This is a genomic window from Pigmentiphaga sp. MLSB6-MA01 (assembly GCF_058793475.1).
Genome location: NZ_JBXAFV010000001.1, coordinates 184,926 through 206,144 on the forward strand (window position 1 = coordinate 184,926; position 21,219 = coordinate 206,144).

General features: G+C 67.4%; 19 protein-coding genes. 12 read left to right on the forward strand and 7 right to left on the reverse strand.

All coding sequences use genetic code 11. From position 1 onward, the window contains the following. Positions 1-6: 6 nt before the first annotated feature. Positions 7-1,473, reverse strand: a complete 1,467-nt coding sequence (locus AC1Q6E_RS00970) for a 2-hydroxymuconic semialdehyde dehydrogenase (RefSeq protein ID WP_492572042.1) — start codon at positions 1,471-1,473, stop codon at positions 7-9. Positions 1,474-1,495: 22 nt separating this feature from the next. Further along, positions 1,496-2,704, reverse strand: coding sequence for an FAD-dependent oxidoreductase (locus AC1Q6E_RS00975; RefSeq protein WP_492572043.1), 1,209 nt, complete (start codon positions 2,702-2,704; stop codon positions 1,496-1,498). A 258-nt stretch (positions 2,705-2,962) separates the two neighbouring features. On the opposite strand from AC1Q6E_RS00975, the gene AC1Q6E_RS00980 reads away from it, so the two are divergent. After that, positions 2,963-4,693, forward strand: coding sequence for a thiamine pyrophosphate-requiring protein (locus AC1Q6E_RS00980; protein ID WP_492572044.1), 1,731 nt, complete (start codon positions 2,963-2,965; stop codon positions 4,691-4,693). Between the two features lie 5 nt (positions 4,694-4,698). On the opposite strand, the gene AC1Q6E_RS00985 is transcribed toward AC1Q6E_RS00980, so the two are convergent. Then, positions 4,699-5,571 (reverse strand): MOSC domain-containing protein, encoded by an 873-nt coding sequence (locus tag AC1Q6E_RS00985; protein WP_492572045.1) that lies wholly within the window; start codon positions 5,569-5,571, stop codon positions 4,699-4,701. Positions 5,572-5,595: 24 nt separating this feature from the next. Beyond that, on the reverse strand, positions 5,596-8,016 hold the full coding sequence (locus tag AC1Q6E_RS00990; RefSeq protein ID WP_296556226.1) for an AsmA family protein: 2,421 nt from the start codon (positions 8,014-8,016) through the stop codon (positions 5,596-5,598). A gap of 188 nt (positions 8,017-8,204) precedes the next feature. Between AC1Q6E_RS00990 and AC1Q6E_RS00995 the strand changes: the two genes are divergently transcribed. Both AC1Q6E_RS00995 and AC1Q6E_RS01000 read left to right on the forward strand, forming a co-directional pair. Continuing rightward, positions 8,205-9,086 (forward strand): pirin family protein, encoded by an 882-nt coding sequence (locus tag AC1Q6E_RS00995; protein ID WP_492572046.1) that lies wholly within the window; start codon positions 8,205-8,207, stop codon positions 9,084-9,086. A 119-nt stretch (positions 9,087-9,205) separates the two neighbouring features. Next, positions 9,206-10,183 carry a Bug family tripartite tricarboxylate transporter substrate binding protein gene (locus AC1Q6E_RS01000; protein ID WP_296554607.1) on the forward strand — a complete coding sequence of 326 codons (978 nt, stop codon included), beginning with the start codon at positions 9,206-9,208 and terminating at the stop codon, positions 10,181-10,183. 78 nt (positions 10,184-10,261) lie between these two features. Here the strand turns inward: AC1Q6E_RS01000 and AC1Q6E_RS01005 are convergent, their stop codons facing one another. Continuing rightward, entirely contained in the window at positions 10,262-11,110 is an 849-nt protein-coding gene (locus tag AC1Q6E_RS01005; protein WP_492572047.1) for an AraC family transcriptional regulator, read from the reverse strand. Between the two features lie 102 nt (positions 11,111-11,212). Here AC1Q6E_RS01005 and AC1Q6E_RS01010 point away from each other — a divergent pair, with 102 nt between their 5' ends. The 6 genes from AC1Q6E_RS01010 (at position 11,213) to AC1Q6E_RS01035 (ending at position 16,355) form a co-directional block, all read left to right on the forward strand. After that, entirely contained in the window at positions 11,213-11,575 is a 363-nt protein-coding gene (locus AC1Q6E_RS01010) for a nucleotide pyrophosphohydrolase (RefSeq protein ID WP_152793994.1), read from the forward strand. 12 nt (positions 11,576-11,587) lie between these two features. Continuing rightward, positions 11,588-12,628, forward strand: coding sequence for an adenosine deaminase (locus AC1Q6E_RS01015; protein ID WP_492572048.1), 1,041 nt, complete (start codon positions 11,588-11,590; stop codon positions 12,626-12,628). Between the two features lie 17 nt (positions 12,629-12,645). Next, positions 12,646-13,581, forward strand: a complete 936-nt coding sequence (locus AC1Q6E_RS01020; protein ID WP_152793998.1) for a LysR family transcriptional regulator — start codon at positions 12,646-12,648, stop codon at positions 13,579-13,581. Positions 13,582-13,699: 118 nt separating this feature from the next. Further along, the gene (locus AC1Q6E_RS01025) at positions 13,700-14,236 is read left to right on the forward strand and encodes a phosphonopyruvate decarboxylase (protein WP_296554611.1); all 537 of its coding nucleotides are present in this window, start codon (positions 13,700-13,702) and stop codon (positions 14,234-14,236) included. Further along, positions 14,233-14,832, forward strand: a complete 600-nt coding sequence (locus tag AC1Q6E_RS01030) for a thiamine pyrophosphate-dependent enzyme (protein WP_152794002.1) — start codon at positions 14,233-14,235, stop codon at positions 14,830-14,832. Before AC1Q6E_RS01025 ends, AC1Q6E_RS01030 begins: the two co-directional genes overlap by 4 nt. 44 nt (positions 14,833-14,876) lie before the next feature. Further along, positions 14,877-16,355: an aldehyde dehydrogenase gene (locus tag AC1Q6E_RS01035; RefSeq protein WP_492572049.1), complete on the forward strand. Its 1,479-nt coding sequence runs from the start codon at positions 14,877-14,879 to the stop codon at positions 16,353-16,355. A 20-nt stretch (positions 16,356-16,375) separates the two neighbouring features. Here AC1Q6E_RS01035 and AC1Q6E_RS01040 read toward each other — a convergent pair whose 3' ends face one another. Further along, positions 16,376-16,804 carry a VOC family protein gene (locus AC1Q6E_RS01040; RefSeq protein ID WP_152794006.1) on the reverse strand — a complete coding sequence of 143 codons (429 nt, stop codon included), beginning with the start codon at positions 16,802-16,804 and terminating at the stop codon, positions 16,376-16,378. A gap of 154 nt (positions 16,805-16,958) precedes the next feature. On the opposite strand from AC1Q6E_RS01040, the gene AC1Q6E_RS01045 reads away from it, so the two are divergent. From AC1Q6E_RS01045 to AC1Q6E_RS01055, 3 genes are read left to right on the forward strand one after another with little or no spacing between them, the layout of a single operon-like run. After that, entirely contained in the window at positions 16,959-18,194 is a 1,236-nt protein-coding gene (locus tag AC1Q6E_RS01045) for an acyl-CoA dehydrogenase family protein (protein ID WP_296554615.1), read from the forward strand. A gap of 53 nt (positions 18,195-18,247) precedes the next feature. Further along, a complete protein-coding gene (locus tag AC1Q6E_RS01050; protein WP_296554616.1) occupies positions 18,248-19,240 on the forward strand; it encodes a Bug family tripartite tricarboxylate transporter substrate binding protein in 993 nt (330 codons plus the stop codon). A 19-nt stretch (positions 19,241-19,259) separates the two neighbouring features. Next, complete coding sequence (locus AC1Q6E_RS01055) at positions 19,260-20,351, forward strand: flavin reductase (protein ID WP_152794013.1); 1,092 nt, start codon at positions 19,260-19,262, stop codon at positions 20,349-20,351. Here AC1Q6E_RS01055 and AC1Q6E_RS01060 read toward each other — a convergent pair. Then, entirely contained in the window at positions 20,329-21,093 is a 765-nt protein-coding gene (locus tag AC1Q6E_RS01060; protein ID WP_296554617.1) for a GntR family transcriptional regulator, read from the reverse strand. The two genes, AC1Q6E_RS01055 and AC1Q6E_RS01060, sit on opposite strands and share 23 nt — an antisense overlap. Positions 21,094-21,219: the final 126 nt, after the last annotated feature.

Sequence of the window (21,219 nt, forward strand, 5' to 3'; positions counted from 1 at the left end):
GTCCCCTCACACCAGCGAGCAGACATTGCGCTGCTGGCTGTAGAAGTCCAGCGAGGCCAGCCCGCCCTCTCGGCCTATGCCCGATCGGCCCAGGCCGCCGAAGGGCGTGCGCAGGTCGCGGATCCCCCAGGCGTTGACCCAGACCACGCCCGCGCGCAGCCGGGCGGACACGCGCAGCGCCTGGGCGTGGTCGCGCGACCACAGGGCCGCGGCCAGGCCGTATTCGCTGTCGTTGGCCAGGTGCACGGCCTCTTCCTCGTCGTCGAAGGGGGCGATGTGGCAGCAGGGGCCGAACACCTCGTGCCGGACGATGGTGGACGATTCGTCCAGCCCGGTCCAGATCGTCGGTTCCATCCACGCGCCCTCGGCCAGGCGCCCCGACATGGCCGGGGCCTGGCCGCCGGTGTGTACGGTGGCGCCTTCGTCGCGCGCCACGGCGCAGGCCCGCAACACCTTGTCGCGGTGGCGCCGGCTGATCAGCGGTCCCATGGTCGTGCCGGGATCCAGCGGATCGCCCATCCGCAGCGCGGCGGCCCGCGCCGACAAGCCATCGACGAAGCGCTCGAACAACGGCCGATGCACGTAGATGCGCTCGGTCCCGAAGCACACCTGTCCCGAGTTCAGGAAGGCGGACCGGGCCGATCCCTCGATCGCGGCGTCGAGCTCGGCGGACCCGAAGACGACGGCGGCGTTCTTGCCGCCCAGTTCCAGCGACACCGGCCGCACGCCCCGCGCCGCGGCCGCCATGATCGCCTCGCCCGTCCGGGTCTCGCCCGTGAACGTCAGCGCGTTCACGCCGGGGTGCGCGGCCAGCAGGGCGCCCGCCGAATCCTGGCCGAAGCCGTAGACGACGTTGAAGAGGCCCTGGGGCAGCTCGATCTCTTCGATGACCCGCGCCAGCAGCGCCACCGAGGAAGGCGTTTCCTCGGACGGCTTGACCACCACGGCGTTGCCGCAGGCCAGCGCCGGGGCGATTTTCCAGACGGCCAGCACCAGCGGGAAATTCCAGGGGCAGATGATGGCCACCACACCGTGCGGCAGGCGCGTGGTCATGTTGACGGCGCGCCTGCCCTCCGGCAGGGCCGTGACCACCACGTCGTCGCGATGCGTCCTGAGCAGTTCCGCGAAAGTCTCGAAGGTGGCGATGGCGCGCGGGATCTCGACGCTGCGGACCATGGACAGGGGCTTGCCGGTGTCGCGCACTTCGGCATCGACGAAGGCGTCGAACCGCCGCCGGATGGCGCCGGCGATCTTCAACAGCCAGTCCGCCCGCTGATCGGCCGACGCGGCCGCCGCGACACCGCGCGCGGCGCGCAAGGCGGCCTGCACCGCTTCGTCCACCAGCGCGGCATCGGACTCCTCGACCTCGGCGATCAGGGTATCGGTAGCGGGGTCGCGCTTCTCGAAGCGGCGCAGTTCCGGACGTGAAACATGCCTTCCATCCAGGAAGGCGGAAATGACGGGAGTGGCCATCGTCGTCTCCATTGGCAATGGGTCAGCGGATCGCGGCGGCCTGCGCCACCGAGTTGATCATGGAACTGTCGCGCAGATAGGACTTCGCCAGCGCCGGATCGCGCACCACCGCGCGCAACTCGTCGATGTTCTGCCTGCGCACGCCGGGATCGCGCTCCTGCATGAGCCGCTTGTTGCGTATGCTCTGGCGCTGCACGTTCTCGACCGCCACGTGCCGCCGCTGGCGATCGTAGAGATCGAGCAGCGCGCAGTCCGCTCCCCCGCAGACCGCGGCCAGTTTCTCCGACAGGTTGATCGCGTCGTGGACGCCGCCATTGAGTCCGAATCCGCCTATGGGATTGTTGATGTGGGCCGCGTCGCCCGCCAGCAGCACGCGGCCGTTGCGGAAGCTGGACGCCACGCGCTGATGGACCCGGTAGGTGCTCTGGTAGACCAGTTTGCAGTTCCGCTCCCGGCCCAATACGTCGCGCAGCATGTCCTGGGCGTAGTCTTCGGCCAGCACGGCCTCTTCGGGCAGTTCAGGATCGGACGGCATGGCGATGCGCCACAGGCTCCCGACCCGGGGATCGGCCAGCCGCAAGATGACGGCCCACTTGTCCGGGTCGGCCACGTACGACGTCTCCGCAAAACCTTCGCCGGCCAGGTCTTCGTCGACGTTGGTGACCAGGAAGCGTTCCGGCCACGTGAATCCCTCGTAGTCGATGCCGCTGCTCTTTCTTACCGCGCTGCGGGCACCGTCGCATCCCACCACCCAGCGGGCGACGATCGTCTCGCGCCGTCCGCCGGCGTCGCCGTACCGGACCTCGACGCGTTCGCCTTCCTGTGTCACTTCCTCGACACTCGCGCCGAACACCACTGTCGCGCGCGGCTCCCGTTCGAGCCTGGCCAGCACATCGGCGGCCAGGTGATGCTGGGGCAGGTGGAACCGGTAAGGGTAGCGGGTCTCCCCGGCCAGCATGCCTAGGTCGAATTCGGCGACGACGCCCTCTTCCTTGTCCCGTATCTGCCAGACCGGAATGCGCAGGCCCAGCGGCAGCAGGCCGTCCGTGATCCCGAAGGGTTCCAGCATTTCCAGCGTGGGGGGATGGAAGGCCGCGCCGCGCTGCTCGCGGGGAAGTTCGCGCAGCGCCTCCAGCACCACCACGTCGATTCCCGACCGCGCCAGCGCCAGCGCGGTTACCAGGCCCACCGGGCCGGCCCCGACGATCACTACCTGAGTTTCTGATGTCATGATGAATGAATGGCTGATCGATGAACATCGCCGCTCGCGACTCGCGAGGCCGGCGTCCTGTCGCCACCATACGAAGGGCCCGTACCCGCGTCGAGAATGCGCCGCTTATGCCCGGCATGCACGATATGCATGATTCGCCGGCGGACACGCGGCGGCCGGGCATAGCGTTCGCGCATGCCGCGCATTAGCGTTCGGAGATGGCGGGCGCCCCCGGCGCGCGGCTAAGGTGGCGGCCGACCTCCACTTCCGGAAACTCCGATGGCCTTGAAAGAAAGCGCGGCCCATCCCTCGGCCGCAGAACGCCTCATCCGCCTAGCCGCCCGTCTCGGCATCGAACACATCTTCGCCAACCTGGGCAGCGACCATCCTGCCTTCATCGAAGCGCTGGCGCGCCTGCGCGAATCGGGCGAGCCGGCTCCTCGGGTCATCGTCTGCCCGCACGAGATGACCGCGCTGAGCGCGGCCCACGGCCACGCCATGCTGACGCGCCGCGCCCAGCTCGTGCTGGTGCATGTGGACGTCGGCACCCAGAATCTGGGGGGAAGCGTGCACAACGCCTGCCGCGGGCGCGTGCCGGTCATCGTGGTGGCGGGCCTGTCGCCCGTGTCCGAGGACGCGGCGCGGACGGGCTCCCGCACCGAATACATTCACTACATCCAGGACACTCCGCGCCAGCACGATCTCGTGGCGCCGTTCATGAAATGGCTCTACGAACTCCGGGACCCGGCCACCACCGAGGCGACCTTGCTGCGCGCGCACCAGCTCGCGGCATCGGAGCCACAGGGCCCCGTCTATCTGACAGGCGCGCGCGAAGTGTGGGATGCGGCGGCCCCCGCCGGCACGCCGGATCCCGCGCTGCGCGGCCCCGTGGCGAAAACCGCCCTCGCGCCGGAAGCCGTCGAGAAGCTGCATGCGCTGCTGGCCGGCGCCCGCCGTGCCCTGCTTGTCACCACCTACGCCGGACGCGATCCGGCCACGGTCGGCAAGCTGACCGCCGTGTGCGAAAAATACGGCCTGGGCGTGGTCGAGGTCGGCCCGCAATACGTGAACTTCCCCGGCGACCACCCCTGCCATCTGGGCTACCGCCGCGACTGGCTCATCGACGAAGCCGACGCCATCGTCCTGCTCGACGTCGACGTGCCCTGGCTACCCCGCAACACCGGACCGGCGCCGGATGCCCGTGTCTTTCACATCGACGCGGACCCGGTCAAGCCCACCCTGGGTGCCTGGCACTTCGAGGCGCACGAACGCCACCAGGCCGACAGCGGCATCGCGCTCGATCAGCTTCTGCGAACCGGACTGCCCGTCGATGCCGGGTTGAAGCAGGAACGTCTGGCATGGATCCGGTCACGAGCGCCGGCGGGCCCCGGCCCGGCGCCCGCCAACGGTCCGCTGACGCCGCAGGAAGTGACACTGGCCGTGAAGGAATTGCTGCACGAACGCAGCATCGTCCTGTGCGAGGAACCCTCCAACGCGTACGCTATCGTCTCGACGATGCGCATGAACCGGCCCGGCAGCTTCTACGCCAGTGGCGGAAGCGGCCTGGGATGGTGCATCAACGCCGCCGTGGGCGCGAAGCTGGCGGCCCCGGACGCCGAAGTCATCGCCCTGGTGGGCGACGGCTGCTATGTCTTCGGCGTGCCCGCCAGCGCCTACTGGGTCGCCCGGACGTACGGCGCTCCCATGCTCACCGTCATCTACAACAATAGCGGCTGGCGTTCGCCCAAGGTCTCGACCGAACTCGTCCATCCCGCGGGCGCGGCCCACGCCGACGACACCTATTGGGTCGCTGCCAGCGCCGGTTCGCGCCTGGCCGATCTGGCGGCAGCGGCCGGCGACGCCCTCGCCATCCGCGTCGACGACCGGCGCGAGCTGCGCGCGGCATTGGCGCGGGGCCTGGCCTGCGTGCGCGCGGGACGGCCGGCGGTCATCGAAGTGATGTTGGCGCGAGCCACCCGCCAAGAACTGGGAACCCCGCCCGGGCATTGACCCCGTCAGAAATCCAGGACCACCTCGGCCCGGTCCCCGACGCTCAGTACCGCGCCGGGCGGCGCGTCGACGATGGCATTCACGCCGAATGTCACGCCGCCCCCGGGCTGGCCGCGGAAGGTGGCGAGCGTGGCCATGGGCTCGCTCGCCCGCGCGCCGGTCGACTGGTCGGTATTGGGGATCTCGCAGCGCACGCAGGGCTTGACCAGCGCCAGCCGGACCCCCCCCACCGAGACCAGCACGGTGTAGTCCTCGTCGAAGGCTCCGAACTCGCTCAGCACCACGTTGGGACGGAAGCGGTCCATGCCGACCCCGGATTGCCCCACGGCAGCCAGCTTCTGGTTCAGTTCGGCCAGAGAGGCCTCGTTGGCCACCAGGATGGGGTAGCCATCGGCGAACGCGAAGATGTGATGCGGCGGAAAATTCTCGGCCACCGGATGGCGGGCCAGCCAGTTCTCGATGCGCATCGTGCTGGCCAACCGCCGCGACTGCGGATGGACCTTGACCAGCCGGCACGGCGTGCCCAGCAGCGCGCCGAACCACTGGGCGGCCAGATCGCCCTCGTCCACCGCGTCGACCTCGTCGCGCCAGACCGTGACCCGTGTACGCACGCTGTCGTCGTCCTCGATCACGTCCACCGGGATGTCCAGGCGCGGTTGCCCCGGCGCGGTCACGATCAGGTAGCCGTCGCGCAGCTCGGTGCGGATCCGGGCCATGGCCGGATGGCTGCGCTGGGAAAGGAAGATGCCCCCGGCGTCGACCACCATCCACCGGCGGTCGTTGTGCAGGCCCGCCATACCGATGGGCGAACGGTCCAGGGCGATGCCGCCGCAGGACTTGATGGGATAGATGTAGAGGCCGGAGATGGAAATGGACATCGGCTTTCCGCGCTGCTGATTCGACTACCGGAACAATCCCTTGAGCCGGTCCTTGACCTTGCCGCGCAGCTTGTCGCCCGGTTCGGACGGCTCGATGCCCAGCTCTTCCTTGAGTTTGTTCCTGACGGTGTTCTTGAGCACGTCGGTGGCGACCTTGCTCCACTGGATCGTATAGGACGGCGCGGCGAAGGGGCCGGCCACGTGGACCGGCACGGTGACATTGCGCAGGTCCGCGAGGTCCTTGCCGTCCTGCCCGGTGGAAGTGTTCACCACGGTGACCAGCGCCACCAGGTCGAAGCGTTCACCGGGGATGTCGATGCGGGCCGGCTCGCCTTCCGACACGCGCAGCAACGGCGCCTTGATGGCCAGGCTGCGCAGGGTCCCGATACCACTGGCGAACACCAGTTGGGCCTGGAGCTCGGAGAAATCGGTCTGCAGCGTGTCCTGGTGCTGCCTGGCATCGTCCTTGCGCGCCGACAGCAGCGAGTGGAACTCGCGCAGGGACTGGGCGATATTCACCCCCTTGACCGCGCCGTCGCGCACCGCAAGGCTGGCCGTGCCGTTCAGCCCGCGCTTCATCTGCCCCACGGTCTTGCCGGTCGCGGTCAGGTTGAGCGCGACGGTCGCCCGGCCGATCAGCCCGTCCTTGTGCCCCAGGTCCGACAGCAGCGGCTGCAGCGACACGTTGGTGAGCGTGGGCGCGAGGCCGATGCGATTCGTGGCCGCGTCCGCGAAGACGCTGCCGGACAGCGAACCGCCGTACAGCGAGGCCTTCAGGCCGCTCACGTCGGCCCGCCCCCTGGCCACGCGCACCGAGGCGGACACGTTGCCGGCCTTGAGTCCCCGGGCGACCAGGCTGCCGATCTTGATGGTCCCGCTGGCCGTGATGTCCTCCAGCGCGGACAGCTTCACCGGCGGATCCGCCGGGACACGGGCACCGCCGGCCCCCGCGGGCCCTCCCGGCCGGGCCGCGGGCAGCAGCTTGTCCAGGTCCAGCGCATCGGCGGCGATCGAGAAGACGATGCGCGGCTCGTCGAACTGCGAGATGTCGGCCGTGGCATTGAACGCACCGCCCTCGATGGTGGCATCGAGCCTGGCCACCGCGTGTTCCTTCTCGAAATTGGCGCGCAGGTTGCCCTTGATGGGAATCGCCATTTGCCTGGCGGGAAGCGCGGGGTCCTGGATATCGAGCTGGCCCGCCAACTGAGGCAGCGACACTTTCCTGCGGGGCAGGCTGGCCAGGACCGGCGATGCGCTGGAGAACCGGACCACGCGATCGCCTTCTTTAAGTTCTCCGTCGAGCGCCAGGCGTTCGATGGAGAGCTTGTCCGCGGTGCCGGACAGGCCCGACAAGGCGAGGCGCAGGTCCAGGTCCCGCTTGCCGTCCACGCTCACCCGGGCGGTCAGCGCCTCGCCCTGGGCGGATGTCGGCGAGACATGCAGCGCCGGCGCGGATAGCGACAGTTCGAAAGGATCGGCTCCCAGCTTGCCCTGCGCGGACAACGACAGTTTCTCGACCTGGACCCGGCCCTCGGCCACCCCGGCGTTCAGGCGCGGGGCTTCCAGGCGCAGATCCACGCCGCTCAAGGGCCGGCTGCCAGCCACGTCGCCCTGGAAGGCGATGGAGACCCCCGAGGCGTCGATGGCCTGGCGCAGGCCGTCGTAGGCGATGTCGCCCTGCGCCGTCAACGCGGTGGCCCGTATCGAGGGCAGCACGCCGGTGGCCTTCAGGTCGAAGCCCTTGGCCGAGAAAAACTGCCGCTCGGGATCCACCGTCAACCGCCCCTGGACCTGGACCGTGGCATCCACGCGCGGGCTCTGCCCCAGCACCCGGGCCGACAGATCCATGTCGAACGGCACGCGGGGCGCCACCCGCCCCGTGGTGGCGGACAACCGCTCCACCCGCATCGAGGTGCCTTTCATGTAGTCGCGCAGCGCCAGTTCGCCGCCGCTGAACTCGATGCCGGCCACGTCGAACGACAAGGGCCGGCCCCCGGCATCCAGCTCCCCGCCGCCCGGCTGGCCAGGCTGGCCCGGCGCCTTGGGCGCGGGTCCCAGCAGATCCTCGAAATTCAACTTGCCGTTCTGGTAGCGCACCACGTTGGCCTTGAGCCCGACCACCCTGACGCGATCGACCACGATACGGCCGGACAACAGCGGCAGCACCGCCACCGATACCCGCGCGGTGTCCACCGCCGCGAAGATCTGGGTGGAGCGCGGCTCGGACAGCGACAGCTTCTCGATCTCCACGCCCAGGTTGGGGAAGACGCTGAACCGGACGTTGCCATCCATGCGCAAGGTACGGTCGTAGCGCTTCTTGACCGCGTCGGCGACGGGACCCTTGTAGTGATTGGGATCGACCAGCAACACCAGGGCCGCCAATCCGATGGCCGCCACGGCGAGCAGGGCCGCCGCACCGATCGCGATGCGCTTGAACCACCGCATTGAATACGTCTCCGAAAATCCTGGATGGCCGGCGTGCCGCTGCCGGTTCCGCGACTGTACCTCCAGGGGAACTATATGATAACTGTCCCCTCCTACGCGCTGCGCGCGCCCCCCCGGGGGCGGCACCGGCGGACCGGCAGGGCCGGATCCGCCGTGTCCTGGGAACAAACTGCACAGGGAGTACTGACATGACAGCTGGACATTCCGGTATCGAACGCATCGAGTCGCGCACGGCGCAGATCGGAGGCGGCATCAGTGTGGATCGGGTGTTGCCGGTGCGGCAGCGCCGGCGCATCGGAGCCTGGTGTTTCCTGGACCATGCCGGCCCCGCCCGGTTCGAGCCGGGCGAAGGGATGCTGGTCGAGGCGCATCCCCACATCGGCCTGCAGACTTTCACCTGGCTGATCGAGGGCGAAGCCCTGCACCGCGACAGCCTGGGCAACGAGCAGATTCTGCGCCCGGGGCAGGTCAACCTGATGACGGCCGGCATCGGCATCAGCCACACCGAGGAATCCCTGCCCGACCAGCGCGTGCTGCACGCCGCCCAGCTCTGGATCGCGCTGCCCCCCGGCAAGCAGGAAATGCCCCCGGCGTTCGATCACTATCCCGACCTGCCCCGCTGGTCGGAAGCCGGCCTGGATTTCACCTTGCTGGCCGGTTCCCACGCCGGGCGCACGGCGCCGACCCGCGTCCATACGCCGCTGGTGGGCATGGACCTGCAAAGCCCGGTGGCGGCGACGCTGCGCCTGGCGCTGGAACCCGCCTTCGAACATGGCCTGCTCGTGCTGGAAGGCGCGGCGAACGTCGAGGGTGAACGCTTCGGTCCGAACGAGCTCGCCTACGTCCCCACGGGCTGGGAAGGGCTGGACCTGTCGGCCGAGGCCGGTAGCCGCCTGCTGCTGATCGGCGGTGAACCGCCCACCGACGACATCACCATCTGGTGGAACTTCGTCGGCAGCAAGTCCGCCATCGCCCAGGCCCAGCGCGACTGGGAAGCGCGCAGTCCGCGCTTCGGCCCGGTCAAGGGCTACGAAGACCGGCGGCTGGTCGCGCCGCCCGTGCCCTGGTAGGTTTTCGCTGGGCGGAAACTCGGAAAATCCGGCTTGTGATCGGTCTTCCCGCGGTGTCTAGTATGCATGGCGTGCCTCGCAGGCGCGCCATGTCCTCACAAGAACATCCGGAGACCCTCATGCGCGTCCTCGCACTCGGACGGCTCGCCGCCACCCTGGCCGCTGCGCTTGCACTGTGCCCCCCGGCCCTGGCGGCCGACTACCCTTCCCAGCCCGTCACCTTCGTGGTCGGCTACACCCCCGGCGGCGCGATCGACCAGTCCGCCCGCCTGATCGCCAGTGAACTCGCCAAACGCTGGAAACAGTCGGTCATCGTCGACAACAAGCCCGGCGCCAACGCCACGATCGCCGCCACCGCGGTGGCGAACGCCAGGCCGGACGGCTACACGCTGCTGGTGGCCGCCAGCAGCCACAACCTGAACAAGTTCGTGAACAAGAACCTGCGCTACGACGTGGAGAAATCGTTCACGCCGGTCGCCTTGACCGTCGAAGTGCCCAACGTGCTCGTCGTGAACGCGGGGTCGCCCTACCGCGACCTGGGCCAGTTGCTGGCCGCGCTGCGCGAGAAGAAAAAACAGTTCAGCTACAGCTCCCAGGGCATAGGCGGCGTGCCGCATCTGGCGGGAGAGCTGTTCAAGATCCGCACCGGCACAGACATCCTGCACGTCCCCTACAAGGGCGCCGCGCAGGGCATGACCGACCTGATGGGCGGCGTGGTGGACATGTCCTTCCCCACCCCGGGCTCGGCCATGGGCTACATCAACCAGGGCAAGCTGCGGGCGCTGGCCGTGGCCTCCAACGAGCGGCTGGCGCAGCTGAAGGACGTTCCCACCTTCGCCGAGGCCGGCGTGCCCGACTACCTGATCAGCACCTGGCACGGCCTGCTGGCCCCCGCGGGCACCCCTCCCGCCGTGGTGGCAAAGATCAACGCCGACGTCGCCGACATCCTGCGCGACCCCGCCGTGCAACGGGCGATGGAAGCGCAGGGCAACCTCGCGGCCAAGCCGCTGACGGCCGAGGAGTTCCGCGCCAAGCTGTCCCGCGAGCTGTCGGTCTACGGCGACATCGCCTCGCGGATAGACCTGTCGGGTGGCTGACCCCCTGCGCGCTTGCGCGCGCCCGCCCCAGGCGGACGGCACGGGCGGAGCCGGATCCGCCATGCCCTGGACCGCGGATCAGGCTTTGTCGGCCAGCAGCAGGTAGATGCGGGTCTTCAGGTCGGATGGCGGGGTGGTCTTCGGGTCGTTCACGTATTCCTCGAACACGGGGAAATCGGCGGGCTGTTCGCCGCTGGCCGGCAGCCAGCCGCCGAACAGCCAGGCATAGGCCGACTCCAGCTCGCTGTACGGCCCCGTGTGTTCGAGTACCGCGCAGCGGCCGGCGGGCAGGTCCAGGCGGTGCAGGGGCACGTCCAGCGCGATGCCGGGCGGCACCGCCAGCCCGGCTTCGCTGCGCAGGTCCGGCGTGGCCACCTGCTCGGGATCGTCGTAGTACACGCCGAAGCTGCGCGCCTCGCTCCGCAGCAGTTGGCGGCCGCCCGCCAGCATGGACAGGCGGTCGAAGGTGGCGCCTATCTGGAGATAGTCGCCGGCGTGGGGCAGGGCCGCCAGGGAAAGACCAGGAAACGATTCGATCTGCACGGGATACATCGTGAGCTCCTTGCTGCGGTAGATGACGTCGGGAGAACGGTCCTCGCGATATCGCCCGGGCGGCATGCCGAAGGCCGCGCCGAAAGCCCGGCTGAACGCGGCGGTCGAGCCATAGCCCGCCCGCCGCGCGACCTGGTCCAGCGTGCGGCCGCCCCGGCGCAATTCCGCCGAGGCCCGCATCAGCCGGACCCGCTGCGCCGTGGCCGCCACGGTCTCGCCCAGCATGGCGCGATAGACCCGGTGGAAGTGATACGGCGACAGGCAGGCCAGCCCGGCCAGGTGATGCAGGTCGGCATCCTGGTCCGGATGCGCGGCCAGCCAGGCCAGGACCGGTTCCAGGCGGCGCTCGTAGTGGCTGCGTGTTTGCGATTTCATGAGTACCTCCGGGTACAGACTGTACGGGCGGACGTATTGCGGATTTTGCGATTTTTGCACCTGGCGGCCGGGGCTAGAATATAAGCGTCCCGCCCCCGAGGTATGAACGTGTCCGACTTCGACAAGATCACGCGCGCCGTCCGGCGCTTCACCGAAGAACGCAACTGGGACCAGTTCCACTCCCCCAAGAATCTCGCCATGGCGCTGAGCGGCGAAGCGGGCGAGCTCGTCTCCATTTTCCAGTGGATGACCGAAGAAGAGTCCAAGGAACTCAATCCCATCAAGTTGTCCGAGGCCGCCGACGAGATCGCGGATGTCCAGCTCTACCTGATCGCGCTGGCCGACAAACTGGATATCGACATCGGCCAGGCGGTGGAGCGCAAGATGATCAAGAATGCGATCAAGTATCCGCCCAAGGCTTTCTACGGCAGCTCCCGCAAGTACAACGAAAGCGACGAGACCTGAAAGGCGACCGCCATGACTGCGTCCAGTACCGTGCCCCCGTCCCGCCTCGCGGCGCTGCTGCAGGCCATGCCCAAGGCTGAACTGCACCTGCACATCGAAGGGACCCTGGAACCCGAGCTGATCTTCGCGCTGGCGCGGCGCAACGGCCTCGACCTGCCCTACCCCGACATCGACAGCCTGCGCCGGGCCTATGCGTTCCAGGATCTGCAAAGCTTCCTGGATCTGTACTACGCGGGCGCCGCCGTACTTCAGCGCGAAGAAGACTTCTACGACATGGCCATGGCCTATTTCCGGCGCGCCGCTGCGGACAACGTCGTGCATGCGGAGATTTTCTTCGATCCGCAGACGCACACGGTGCGAGGCGTGGAGTTCGGCACGGTCATCGCGGGCCTGGACCGCGCGCGCCGCGATGCCCGCGACACGCTGGGCGTGAGCAGCGAACTGATCATGTGCTTCCTGCGCCACCTGCGCCAGGAGTCGGCCTTCGAGACGCTGGCGGCGGCGCTGCCGTACCGGGACCATATCCTGGGCGTGGGCCTGGACAGCGGGGAAGTCGGTAACCCGCCCGGGAAATTCACCGAGGTATTCCAGCGCTGCCGCGAACTGGGATGGCATGCCGTCGCCCATGCCGGCGAAGAAGGCCCGGCATCCTATATCTGGAGCGCATTGCGCGACCTGAAGGCCGAGCGCATCGATCACGGCGTACGCTGCCTGGACGATCCGCGGCTGGTCGCCCACCTGGCCGAACACCGGATTCCGCTGACCGTCTGCCCGCTGTCCAACGTCATGCTGAAGGTCTACCCCCGCATGGAACAGCACTCCCTCGCGCGGTTGCTGGACGCCGGGCTGTGCGTGACGGTGAACTCGGATGATCCGGCCTATTTCGGCGGCTACGTGAACCGGAACTACCTGGCCTGCTTCGAGGCCCTGCCCGAACTGGGCACGCGCGAAGCGTACCGGCTGGCCCGCAACAGCCTCGACGCGAGCTTCGCGCCCGAGGCGGACAAGCTGGCCTGGCGGAAAAGGCTGGACGCCCTGTTCGGGACCGCCTAGAGCCGCCGATCGACTCCATGGATCTCAAGCAATTACGCGCCTTCCTCACTGTCGCGGAAACCGGCAACATGACGCGCGCCGCCGACATCCTGCATCTGGTCCAGCCCGCCATTTCCCGTCACATCCGCCTCCTGGAGGAAGAGCTCGGCGCCCCCCTGTTCGAGCGGGAGCGCTATGGCATGGTCCTGACGGAAACCGGGCACACCCTGGTCGGCTACGCGCGGCGGGCGATGCTGGAGCTGGACCGGGCCCGGGCGGAAATCGGCAGCACGGCCGTGGCAGGCGTAAACGGCCTGGTGACCTTGGGCCTGCTGCCCAGCACCGTCGACATGCTCTCCGGTCCATTGGTGACGGCGCTGGCTTCCCGCCATCCCGGCATCCAGATCCGCCTTGCGGTCGGGTATGCGGGCACGCTGCTGCAGTGGCTGGAGACCGGGGAAGTCGATGCCGCGCTGCTTTACGGCGCGGAGCGTTCCACCGACATCCACACCATGCGGCTGGTCGAGGAGCCGCTATGGGTGATCGGCCCCGCCGAGGCCAGGCTGCGCAAGAACAAACCCATGGCATTGGCCCGGCTGGCGCAGAGCCGGGTCGTTCTGCCCAGTGCCCCGCACGGCATCCGCACGCTGGTGGAGCACGCCTGCGCCGTTGCCCAGGTCACGCTCGACATTTCGGCGGAGACAAACGCGCTGAGCGTGCAGCGAGCGCTCGTGCTTGGCGGACACGGGCTGACCATTCTTCCTCCCATTGCCGTGGCCGACGATTTGCGGGCGCACCGCCTGTCCGGGGCGCCGCTGGCGGACCCCGCCATTTCGCGCACCATCGTCCTGGGATTGCCCGCCAACCGGGCGACGGCCCGGCACGTGCGGCGAACCGTCGAGCTGCTGATCCAGACCACCCGCCATGTCATCGAGTCCGGCGTCTGGCTGGAGGGGAGATGGCTGGGCGATTGACTGCCGGCACAGGCGCTCTCGATTGCGGCATGTGATCGTCACATCAAGAAATTCTATTTCTTGATCGAATGGATCAAATCATATGATTTCTCGACCATTCAACTCGATCACTCGCCCGATGAGCAATATCACCGCTGTGGCGCCTGCGTGGCAGGAAACCATCTTCAAGGTGTTGAAAGAAGGAGGCGTCAGGCAGATCGCCTACGTTCCCGACGCCGGACACTCGCACGTCATCCGGAGCGCGATCGCCGATCCGGACATCGAGGATGTGGTGCTCACCACCGAAGAAGAGGGCGTCGCCTTGTGCGGCGGCGCGTGGCTCGGCGGGCAGCGCGCGGTGCTGCTGATGCAGAGCAGCGGCGTGGGCAATTGTGTGAATATGTTTTCTCTCCTGCTGGCGGCCGACCTCCCTTTCTTCACCCTGGTGACCATGCGGGGCGAATATGCCGAGTTCAATCCCTGGCAAGGCCCCATGGGCAGGGCCACGCCGGCCGCGCTCGAGATGATGGGCATCCATGTACTGCGCGTATCGAAGGCCGAGGAAGTTGAAGAGATCGTCAGCGCGGGGTTTGACGCGGCCTTCCTGGCGGGCGAGAGGGTTGCCGTGCTGCTGGGACAGGAACTGATCGGCCGCAAGAAATGGGAGCGCAAATGACGGACCGCCTCGAAACCGACAAACGCGTGGATCGCCGCGCATTCGTTTCGGAACTGCTGGCCTTGACGCCGGATGCGCTGGTGGTGACCGGCCTAGGGTCGGCGTCCTATGACGTCTTCGCGGCCGGCGACCGCGACAAGAACTACTACCTGTGGGGCGCCATGGGTGGCGCCGCGGCGTTGGGACTCGGGCTGGCATTGGCACAGCCCGGCCGGTCCGTCGTCGTGATCACCGGCGATGGCGAGCAACTCATGGGCATCGGCGCGCTGGGCGCGATCGCGGTCAAGCAACCCGACAATCTCACGATCGTCGTCCTGGACAACGGCCACTTCGGCGAGACCGGCATGCAGCGCAGCCATTCCAGCCTGGGCGCCAACCTGGTGGAAATCGCCAGGGGCTTCGGCATAGGCAAGGCTCGTTCAGTGGACAGCCTGGAGCAGGTGCACGAGAGCGCCCGCGGCATCCTGGCCCGCGACGGCACGGCTTTCCTTCAAGTGTTCGTCGAGGCGAACGAACCGCCACGCGCCCTGCCGCCCCGCGACGGGCCATTCATCAAGAACCGGTTCCGGACGGCACTCGGCCTGCAACCGTTTTGAGCGCGGCCGCCCCGGCCAACCGGCGTCGAACCCAGGAGCCTTTCATGAAACGCTATCAACTCCGAATCGCGGGCAAGGCGCAGGAGCCGGCAGGCCTGGCCTGGTTCGAGACCCAGAATCCCTACACAGGACAGGCCTGGGCGGAAATCCCGCGTGGCGACGCGCGCGATGTGGATCTTGCCGTGCAGGCGGCCCATCAGGCGCTGACCAGCGGCCCATGGGCGGAAATGACACCGACCCAGCGTGGCGCATCGATGCGCAAGCTCGCGGACCTGATCGAGCGCGATGCCTCCAGGCTGGCCGCCATCGAGGTACGCGACAACGGCAAGCTGCTGGCAGAGATGCAGGGGCAGCTCAACTACCTCCCGCAATGGTTCCACTACTACGGCGGGCTGGCGGACAAAGTGCAGGGCAGCACGCTGCCGCTGGACAAGAAAGGCTATTTCGCCTTCACCCGCCATGAACCCGTCGGCGTGGTGGCGGCGATCACGCCCTGGAATTCGCCGCTCCTGCTGCTGGGCTGGAAGATCGCGCCCGCGCTGGCAGCCGGATGCACGGTGGTCGTCAAACCTTCGGAGTTCACCTCGGCGTCCACCCTGGAACTGGCCGAACTGTTCGAGGCAGCGGGCTTTCCGCCTGGCGTGTTCAACGTCGTCACCGGCTTCGGCACCGAAGTGGGAACACCGTTGGTCGAGCATCCGCTGGTCCGCAAGATCAGCTTCACGGGGTCGGACAGCACGGGACGCCTGATCAACGAAGCGGCGGGTCGCCATCTCAAGCACGCCTCGTTGGAACTGGGCGGCAAGTCGCCCAACATCGTGTTCGAGGATGCCGACCTGGAGCAGGCCGTGTCCGGCGCCATTTCGGGGATTTTCGCCGCGACCGGCCAGACGTGCATCGCGGGCTCCCGCCTGCTGGTGCAGGACAGCATCCACGATGCCTTCGTCGACCGGCTGCTCGCGGTCGCGCGCACCGCCCGCATGGGGGACCCGATGGACCCCTCGACCCAGGTGGGACCCGTGACCACTCCTCTCCAGTACCGGAAAGTCCTGGAGTACATCGACATCGCCCGCGGCGAAGGAGCGACGGCCATCCTGGGCGGCGAAAAAGGCACCTCGCCGGAGTGCGGCGCCGGCTGGTTCGTGCAACCGACGATCTTCACCGGCGTGCGCAACCACATGCGCATCGCCCAAGAGGAGGTTTTCGGTCCGGTGCTCTCGATCATCCGCTTCAAGGACGAGGCCGACGCGCTGCGCATCGCCAACGACGTGCGCTTCGGCCTGGCGGCGGCGGTGTGGACGCAGGACATCGGCCGCGCGATACGCATGTCCGAGAAGCTGCAGGCCGGTACGGTATGGGTCAACACCTATCGTGCGATCAGCTTCATGGCGCCATTCGGCGGCTACAAGGATTCGGGCCTCGGCCGCGAGAACGGCGCCGATGCGATCCGCGAATATCTGCAAACGAAATGCGTCTGGATCAATAGCGGCGCGGCGACAGCGAATCCCTTCGTCATGCGTTGAACATGGACCCGGGCGCAGGCTCAGACCGTGCCGCTCAGCGTTGCATCCACGCGCGCTCCCTCGCGGCGGGCGCGGTCGGCTTCTTCGCCGGTATAGATCATCTCGACCTGCGTGCCGTCGGGGTCGCGGAAAAACACCTGATGCATCCCCTGCTCGGGTACCGCGAATTCCTCGAACGACACTCCGTGCATCCGCAGGCGCTCGCGCAGGCCGTCCAGGCCGGAGGCGAGGAACGCCACGTGGTTGAACGGACCGGTGTGGTCCGGGGTGGGCTGGCGGCCCGTGGACAGGTGCAGCACCGGGCGCTCGTGCGCGTACATCCATGCCCCCGCGCGATTGAACGGCGGGCGTTCGCCCTCGACCAGGCCGACAACCTCGCTATAGAAACGGCGCGACACCGCCAGGTCCCGCGTCGCCAGGTTCAGGTGGTCCAGGGATTCGACAGGCATGGTGCGCTCCGATTCGAGGTTGGATTAATAGTAATAACAAATAAAAAAACACTCAATGAAAATTCGAATTTTTATCCTATAAATACAGAAAAACAAACTTGATTTGTTAGAACAATTAAATCATGATGAGCACCTCGCCCACGAGGATATCGCAATGAACCATTCAGTGCGCCTGCCTGCTTCCGTCCTTCCCGCCATGAAGCATTCGGACTTCTCCCAAGTCACCTACCAGGAAGCACTGGATCGCGCGGAAGGACTGATTCCTCTCCTGCGAAGCGAAGCCGAAGCGAGCGAACGACTGCACCGCATGACGCCAGCGGTCGTTCAAGCCTTGCATGAGACCGGCCTGTTCCGCATCCATCAGCCGCGCTACTGGGGAGGAATGGAGTTGTCCTACAGCGCGCAGTTCGACGTGTGCGAGATCCTCGGCCGCGGCGACGCCTCCGCCTCGTGGACGTTCGCCAACCTGGCCTCGCATCATCGCCAGCTCGCGCAGTGGCCGCTCCCGGCCCAGCAGGACGTGCTGGAGAACGATGCGGACGCGCTGGTCGCCTCCGGCATCGCCTACATCCAGGGGCAGGGCCGCCCCGTCGAGGGCGGCCTGCGCCTGTCGGGCAAGTGGGGCTTTTCCTCGGGGGTGACCGTCTCGAGCTGGAACATGCTGGCATGCGTCATCAAGGAGGACGGCAAACCAGTGGACTGGTGCATGTGCCTGGTACCCGCGGCGGACTATCGCGTGCTCGACGATTGGCACACGCTGGGCATGCGCGGCACCGGCAGTTGCACGGTGGAATGCGAAGACGTGTTCGTGCCGGCTCATCGCGTGCTGTCGATGAAGGCCGACCCCGGTGTGCCGGGGTTTCCCGGGCTGCAACAGCATCGCGACCCGCTCTACCGGATACCCAATTCCGCGCTCGGCGGCAACGGCATCGCCGCGGCCATGCTCGGCAATGCCCAGGCCGCGCTGGATGCCAGCATCGCGTCCGTCAAGGAACGCAGCACCAGCTATACGGCAGCCAAGATGCGCGACTTCCCCACCGTCCAGTTGCGCATATCGATGGCGGGGGCCAAGATCGACGCGGCGCGGCTCATGTTGCGCAACGATTGTCTCGAAGGAGCGGCCACGGTCGAACGCGGTGCCGCCATAGACACCGAAGCCCGCCTGCGCTATCGGCGCAATACCGCCATGTGCATCCGCATGGCGACCGAGGCGGTGGGCTCGCTGCAGGAGATGGCCGGCGCCAACGGCATCTACGACAAGTACCCGATCCAGCGCATGTACCGGGATGCCCTCGCGGCCAACGGGCACGTGCTGTTCAACGTCGACATGCAACTGACGGCCTGGGGGCTCGTCGCATTGGGCGGCGAAGTCCGCAGCCCGACCGTCTAGCATCGAAAAACTGCTTCATGTTCGCTCATATGACACAACGAGGAGACAAGAGCATGTTCGCAATCCCACCGCATCGCCTTCGTACCGCGTTCGCAGTTTTCACCAGCATCGCCGCCGGATCCATGGGCGCCGGACCGGCCTCGGCCCAGGGAGCGGCAAGCTGGCCCAGCCAGCCCATACGCTTCATCGTTCCGTATCCGACGGGCACGCAAACCGACATCACCGCGCGCATCATCGGCAATGAAATCACGCAGGCCACCGGCCAACCCGTGATCGTGGACAACCGGCCCGGCGCGTCGACCCTGATCGGCGCCGAGGCGCTCGCCAAGAGCGCGCCGGACGGCTACACCATCATGCTGACGACCAACACCACGTCGGCCGCCAACAAGAGCCTCTTCATCCGGCTGCCCTACGATCCGCTCAAGGACTTCGCCTACGTCGGCCTCCTCAACACCACGTCGCAGGTACTGGTCGGCCGCGCCGATATTCCCGCCAATACGCTGGACGAGTTCCTGGCCTGGGCGAGGAAGCAGAAGAATCTCGAGGCGGGCCACTGGTCGGCGGGTTCCCAGGTATCGGTGGCGATGCTCAAGTCGCTGGGCGGCATCGACCTGCTACCGGTCCCCTACAAGGGCGGCCCGCAAGCGGTGACCGATGTCCTGGGCGGACAGATCGCCCTTACCTTCACCGACTTCTCGAGCGCGCTGCCCCACATCAAGAACGGCAAGCTCAAGGGCATAGGCATCACGGCGCCGAAGCGCTCTTCCGTGGCGCCCCAGATCCCGGCGCTGGCCGAGTCGATTCCCGGCTTCGACGTGCTGGTATGGACCGCCATCGTCGCGCCTGCCGGCACGCCGCAATCCATCATCGCCAAGCTCAACGGAATCGTGAACCACGGACTGGCCAGGCCCGAGGTCAAGGCGAAATTCGCCGACATCGGATTCGACGTGTCGCCGTCTTCGCCGGAAGAACTCACGCGCTTCGTCGAACGCGAGATCGATCGCTGGAAGAAGCTGGTGGACAACGCAGGCATTGCGCCTCAGTAAAGAATCAGGAGCATGGCCCATGGCTTCCTCCAACACTATCGATGCGCTGCAGTTGCGCAGAGCGCTCGGAACCTTCGTGACCGGCGTGACGGTCATCACCACGCTGGATGCGCAAGGACGGCGATACGGGCTGACCGCCAACTCCTTCAGTTCGGTGTCGCTGGACCCGCCGCTGATCCTGTGGAGCCTCTCCAATACGGCGCCGAGTTTTCCGGTGTTCCAGGCGGCCGAGCGCTTCGTGGTGAATATCCTGGCCGAAGACCAGGTGGCCGTGTCGGGCCAGTTCGCTTCGCGCGCCGACGACAAATTCGCGGGCATCGATGCACGACCGGGCATCGGCGGCCTGCCCCTCATACAGGGGTGCACGGCCTGCCTGCAATGCCGGAAAGTCGCCACCCATCCAGGCGGCGACCACGCGGTATTCATCGGACAGGTAGAAGAATTCCACCATACGGCGCGCACGCCGCTCGTCTTCGGCGGCGGCGACTACCTGACCGCCGAACCGCACGAGTTCGGCCGGGCACGTACGGCCATGTCGCAGGAACTGGTGCAGCTCAGGGCGATCAGGCTGGGAACCCGCGCGGTGGTCAACCTGGCACGGCAGCGCGGCCATACCTACGGCGTCGTGGCATGGGGCAACCGCGGCCCCACCGTCGTCCGCTGGGAGGCGCCCGCGACGCCTTTCACGCTGCACCTTCCCATCGGCGAGGTACTGCCGCTGCTCAATAGCGCCTCCGGCCTGGCCTTCGCGGCGCATCTCCCCGAAGCCACGACGCACGCACTCGTCGTGGATGCCGTTGCCGCCGATGCGGTAGCGGGCCTGCCGGGCGCCACGCTCGAACAGGTGCGCGACAAGCTGGCAACCATCCGGCAGGACGGCGCCGCGCGCATTGCCGGCAAGCCTCGGCCCGACGTGCCGGCCGTCAGCGGCATGAGCGTGCCGGTATTCGACGGCAGGGGCATCATGGTGTGCGCCTTGACGGCCATCGGGGCCGGCGCCGCCTTCGACGGAGAACTGCACGGTCCGCTCGGGGAAGAACTGAAAGCCGTCGCGCGGCAGCTATCCAGCCAGTTGGGCTACGAAGCGGTCAGCGCCGCGCCAGTGGCTTGAGCTCGCGCCGAAACTGGAAGGTATAGCGGTAACGGCTCTCGGGGTGGACGCTCACCGTGGTCTCGAACGGCAGGCCATCGGCGCCGCAATACCGCCGTATCACGAACAGCGCGGGCGAGCCTCCCTCGGCCTGCAGCGGCTCGGCCAGATGCTCGGGCACGCTGCCCGCGAAAATCTCTATGTCCGCCTGCTCGATGGTCACGTCGTACATCTCGGTGATCTGCACGCAGACGGGAATCTGCTCGTGCTTGGGATGCTTCTGCACCCCCGCATAGCGCGGCAGCACGTAGATGTCGGACCAGCAGAGCGGGGTCGTCGAATCCCCCAGGAAACGCAGCATGCCGATATGGAACCAGTCCGCGTCGGCGTCGCAGCGCAAGACACTGGATAGTTCGTGGTCCGCCTTGATATAGCTGCTTGCGACAGCGCGGCGATGGGTCGTGGCCGGGTAATCGAGCAGTTCCTCGATCGAGCCGACCTGCTGCGCAAGCACCGAGAGCGGACGGGTCGCGATGACCGTGGAACCGGTACGGGGACGCCTGACGATGAGTCCTTCCTGCGCCAGCGCCGCGAGCGCGGTACGCACGGTGGGGCGGCTGGCCCCGAAGCGCACGCTGAGTTCTTCCTCGGTCGGCAGGCGGGTGCCCACGCCGAACGTCCCGCCGCGGATTTCCATCCGTAGTACCGCCGCGATTTCGCGGTGCCGCGGGACATGACTGACGTGGTCCGTTCTGGGCGGCAACGCGAGGCCTCCTGCGATGGGCGATTGAAGACATGGGACACTTCTCGGGGCGGCTTCGGCACGACCCTCCCACGCCATTTTCCTGCCCCCGGATGCGCCTTGCATCATACCCCACTCCCCCGCGGG

Coding starts and splice junctions, on each gene's coding strand:
- AC1Q6E_RS00970 (WP_492572042.1), bottom strand. CDS start 1,473: ATGGCCACTCCCGTCATTTCCGCCTTCCTGGATGGAAGGCATGTTTCA.
- AC1Q6E_RS00975 (WP_492572043.1), bottom strand. CDS start 2,704: ATGACATCAGAAACTCAGGTAGTGATCGTCGGGGCCGGCCCGGTGGGC.
- AC1Q6E_RS00980 (WP_492572044.1), top strand. CDS start 2,963: ATGGCCTTGAAAGAAAGCGCGGCCCATCCCTCGGCCGCAGAACGCCTC.
- AC1Q6E_RS00985 (WP_492572045.1), bottom strand. CDS start 5,571: ATGTCCATTTCCATCTCCGGCCTCTACATCTATCCCATCAAGTCCTGC.
- AC1Q6E_RS00990 (WP_296556226.1), bottom strand. CDS start 8,016: ATGCGGTGGTTCAAGCGCATCGCGATCGGTGCGGCGGCCCTGCTCGCC.
- AC1Q6E_RS00995 (WP_492572046.1), top strand. CDS start 8,205: ATGACAGCTGGACATTCCGGTATCGAACGCATCGAGTCGCGCACGGCG.
- AC1Q6E_RS01000 (WP_296554607.1), top strand. CDS start 9,206: ATGCGCGTCCTCGCACTCGGACGGCTCGCCGCCACCCTGGCCGCTGCG.
- AC1Q6E_RS01005 (WP_492572047.1), bottom strand. CDS start 11,110: ATGAAATCGCAAACACGCAGCCACTACGAGCGCCGCCTGGAACCGGTC.
- AC1Q6E_RS01010 (WP_152793994.1), top strand. CDS start 11,213: ATGAACGTGTCCGACTTCGACAAGATCACGCGCGCCGTCCGGCGCTTC.
- AC1Q6E_RS01015 (WP_492572048.1), top strand. CDS start 11,588: ATGACTGCGTCCAGTACCGTGCCCCCGTCCCGCCTCGCGGCGCTGCTG.
- AC1Q6E_RS01020 (WP_152793998.1), top strand. CDS start 12,646: ATGGATCTCAAGCAATTACGCGCCTTCCTCACTGTCGCGGAAACCGGC.
- AC1Q6E_RS01025 (WP_296554611.1), top strand. CDS start 13,700: ATGAGCAATATCACCGCTGTGGCGCCTGCGTGGCAGGAAACCATCTTC.
- AC1Q6E_RS01030 (WP_152794002.1), top strand. CDS start 14,233: ATGACGGACCGCCTCGAAACCGACAAACGCGTGGATCGCCGCGCATTC.
- AC1Q6E_RS01035 (WP_492572049.1), top strand. CDS start 14,877: ATGAAACGCTATCAACTCCGAATCGCGGGCAAGGCGCAGGAGCCGGCA.
- AC1Q6E_RS01040 (WP_152794006.1), bottom strand. CDS start 16,804: ATGCCTGTCGAATCCCTGGACCACCTGAACCTGGCGACGCGGGACCTG.
- AC1Q6E_RS01045 (WP_296554615.1), top strand. CDS start 16,959: ATGAACCATTCAGTGCGCCTGCCTGCTTCCGTCCTTCCCGCCATGAAG.
- AC1Q6E_RS01050 (WP_296554616.1), top strand. CDS start 18,248: ATGTTCGCAATCCCACCGCATCGCCTTCGTACCGCGTTCGCAGTTTTC.
- AC1Q6E_RS01055 (WP_152794013.1), top strand. CDS start 19,260: ATGGCTTCCTCCAACACTATCGATGCGCTGCAGTTGCGCAGAGCGCTC.